The organism is uncultured Wocania sp. (assembly GCF_964021735.1).
Classification (GTDB): Bacteria; Bacteroidota; Bacteroidia; order Flavobacteriales; family Flavobacteriaceae; genus Wocania_A.
Window position 1 is genome coordinate 1 of record NZ_CAXIBN010000255.1, and the last position, 3,090, is coordinate 3,090.

Genomic DNA, 3,090 nt, shown 5'->3' on the forward strand with positions numbered 1-3,090 from the left:
GAAAAGTTCCTGTGGTAATTACTAGCCGAGCGGATAGTGCTCCAGCTAGATTAGCTTCTATAGCGGCTGCCATTGTTGCTCTTTAATGAAGAGACTTAAAAACTGGGATAATAAAACTTGGTTATCATCTAAATCGTATATATCTCAATTTCATAAATTTCTAAAAACTAAAGTTAATTTAAATAAAAATTCAAAAATATTAGACATTGGATGTGGAAGAGCAAATATTATAAGTGTTCTTCAAAAAAAATATAAATTTAAAAATAAATCCATAGGAATTGATGTTGTTGCAAATAAGGATATTAAAAAGAATATCATATTTAAGAAAATTGATGCTTTAAAATATTTAAAGAAACAAAAAAAATATGATTTAATTTTAATCAAACAAACTGTTCATTTTTTTTCAAAAACTAATTTAAATCGTCTTCTTAATCTTGCTCAAAATAGTTTAAATCCTAAAGGCAAGATACTAATTTTTTCACTTAAAACAAAAAATAATAAGATACCTTGTTTTAAAAAAATGAGAAAAAATTTAGAAAAAAGTTTAAAAAGAGATGAAGCTTTATTTAAGATAATCAAAAAAAATTTGAAAGCTATTAGCTACACAAACTTCAACTTTAGAGTAAATATATCTAAGCAAAAATACGTAAGAATGCTTAGAGAGAGGTATATTTCATGCTTATTAAACATGAGCGATAAAGATATTAAACTTGGTATCAGTGAAATTAAATTAAAGTATAAAAATCAAATAAAATTCACTGATACCTTAAAATGTATTAGCTACAGAAAATAATTATTTTCCAGGCTCTTTATATGATGAAGCCATTTTCTGAGCAGTCTTCGCTATCTCATTTAGATCTACATCTTCTAAAATTGTAAAATCTGAGACAGCACCACTAGAAACGGCAACCATAGCAGCTGCAGCAGCTTGATCAAAAGTTCCTTCAATCACTGCCATAAAATCATATTTCCCTCTTAGGCCAGAGTATTGAGTTACTTTTGCTCCTACAGAAGCAGCTAAAGCTGATGTTGCAGCTTTTCTGTCTGTTGAAGGGTTGCTTACAAACCCTGCAAGACCCTTAGCTGTATAACATCCAAGTGTATAGAATTTAGCCATTGTTACTCCTTTCTTATTTCTCGATTACAACTGTACCAGAGTGAGGGTCAGTAACACCTAACTCAGACGACAGTTCTTCTAAAGTGTGCCGAAGTGAGTCCAAAAATTCAATCATCTTTGGTCTAGCTTTGGCTATTGCATCTTCAGAATTCCATTCACCGATCATAAAAAATTCGTTAGGTTTAGTTTCAACATATTTAGCTGAAATTTGCCCATCGAACTTTGGCATCTCGTCAATTTTTTTTAAATACTCTTCTCTGTTAGATGGTTTTACTTTACATCTAACAATGTTCATAAACTTTGCCATATAACTCCTTAAACGTAAATTTTATCTGCTAAACCGTAACAAAGAATAGCACTGATAATAACTAAAACTAGCGGGGCATATATTCCATCATTTCTAGTTTTCTTAGTTAATCCTGTTTTGTCAATTTTTAATGTGTAAAAATTTACAACTAATATCGAAACGTTCATTATAAAAACTAAGTTAAAGAAAGCCCAAGTAGCCTCTACACCGCCTGATCTAATAAAAGCGATATATACTGCCATCAAAACAGTAGCGATCATAAATGAACCTGCAAATCGTGTGATTAAAGTAGCAGTTTTATCAACTCCTCTACCCTTAAGAAATTTTTTAGTATCAAAGACTAACTGGTAAGCGTAGCTACCAACTATGATAAAGTGTGCTAAGTAAATTATTAAGTAAAATGCGTTTCCAAATTTGTCTATCATGTTTTTATACTCCTTTAATTATTATTGCATTAGCAACTGAGTTTGCTAATCGAATTGGTTTTACTGGTTTGTATTCTTCAGAATCATACCATTCTAAAGCTTTTTCATAAGTTGGAAATTTAATTACTACCGTTCTAGGATATTTCCACTCGCCATCTATAACTTTGTACTCCCCAGCACGTACAAGGTATTCTCCTCCAAATTTTTGAACTGTAGGTACTACTTTCCCAACATATTCTTTGTAAGCTTCAGGATTTTTTACATCTATATTAGCTATAACGTATCCACTCATGTTTAGCCTGCGTAAATCGTTCTGGATAATTTTTCGATTTTTTCCTCTGAATCTTTAATTTGCTTATAAATAAATTTATTACACTCACCATTTTTAGCTTTATCAAAAGGCTTTCCATAAACTTTGTCCACATAAACATTCATACCTTTGTTCATCTCATCATCCTTAACGCCTTCAGATGTGAGGTATTCTCTAATTACCTTTGCTGAAGCCAAAGCTAATTCCATGTTTTTAACTTCAATAGTCTCGGCTGGTAAAACAGCGGTCGCGCTGTAGTGACCTAAACACTCAATTGTTTTTTCTTTTTGAGCTTTTGTTATGTGCCCTGCAGCTAAGGCTGAGCTTACGTATAAAAAAACTGCAAAAATTAAAAAATGCTTTCTCATAATAGTTTTAATTTCTCAAATTATGGTCTAATTTAATTGTGTTAAAAGTAGATTGCAGGTATGCAATTTGTCTACAACTAGAAGAAGAACTAAGGAATAAGAATGATTTTAGGAGCTACGCACGTGCCATCATGAATTTCTTTAAATGCATTCGCACCATTTTTAAGTTCTCTGTATTCAATCCAGTTCAATGGTCCTAATTTTTTATTGTGCAATAAATTAATAGTCTGCTGAAAATCTTTATTTGTGTAGCAATAAGTTCCTACTAAAGTTATTTCTTGTAAAGTTAATTTTCTAAAATTAAAAGTACCAGCGGGTTGCGTTAAACCTATATGTATTATTGATCCACCTGGTGCAACTACATCAATAGCTTGTTGTCTACTTACCTCAAGTCCAACGGAATCAAATACGATATCAAAACCATTTGAATTTATTATCTTATCATTTGGGGCAACATATTTTGCATCAAGGTATTTTGAACATTCGTCTAATCTTTTTTTGTTAGGATCAGATAAAACTATATTTTTGCATCCTTTATCTTTAGCTAAAATTAAACCACATAA

At 30.9% G+C, this 3,090-nt stretch carries 7 protein-coding genes; 1 reads left to right on the forward strand and 6 read right to left on the reverse strand.

Annotation, left to right across the window (positions count from 1 at the left end; all coding sequences use genetic code 11):
• Nucleotides 1-85: 85 nt before the first annotated feature.
• Nucleotides 86-793, forward strand: coding sequence for a methyltransferase domain-containing protein (locus AADI82_RS14600; RefSeq protein WP_341217150.1), 708 nt, complete (start codon nucleotides 86-88; stop codon nucleotides 791-793).
• Here AADI82_RS14600 and AADI82_RS14605 read toward each other — a convergent pair whose 3' ends face one another.
• The 6 genes from AADI82_RS14605 to AADI82_RS14630 all read right to left on the reverse strand — a co-directional run.
• Entirely contained in the window at nucleotides 794-1,117 is a 324-nt protein-coding gene (locus tag AADI82_RS14605) for a GYD domain-containing protein (protein WP_341217151.1), read from the reverse strand. It abuts the gene before it with no gap.
• Nucleotides 1,118-1,130: 13 nt separating this feature from the next.
• Nucleotides 1,131-1,424: a hypothetical protein gene (locus tag AADI82_RS14610; protein WP_341217152.1), complete on the reverse strand. Its 294-nt coding sequence runs from the start codon at nucleotides 1,422-1,424 to the stop codon at nucleotides 1,131-1,133.
• An 8-nt stretch (nucleotides 1,425-1,432) separates the two neighbouring features.
• Nucleotides 1,433-1,849: a hypothetical protein gene (locus tag AADI82_RS14615; protein ID WP_341217153.1), complete on the reverse strand. Its 417-nt coding sequence runs from the start codon at nucleotides 1,847-1,849 to the stop codon at nucleotides 1,433-1,435.
• A 4-nt stretch (nucleotides 1,850-1,853) separates the two neighbouring features.
• Nucleotides 1,854-2,141 (reverse strand): DUF1330 domain-containing protein, encoded by a 288-nt coding sequence (locus AADI82_RS14620; protein WP_341217154.1) that lies wholly within the window; start codon nucleotides 2,139-2,141, stop codon nucleotides 1,854-1,856.
• A 2-nt stretch (nucleotides 2,142-2,143) separates the two neighbouring features.
• Nucleotides 2,144-2,527, reverse strand: a complete 384-nt coding sequence (locus AADI82_RS14625; RefSeq protein ID WP_341217155.1) for a hypothetical protein — start codon at nucleotides 2,525-2,527, stop codon at nucleotides 2,144-2,146.
• 89 nt (nucleotides 2,528-2,616) lie between these two features.
• Nucleotides 2,617-3,090, reverse strand: a 474-nt coding sequence (locus tag AADI82_RS14630; RefSeq protein ID WP_341217156.1) for a zinc-binding dehydrogenase, incomplete at its 5' end; no start/stop codon positions are given.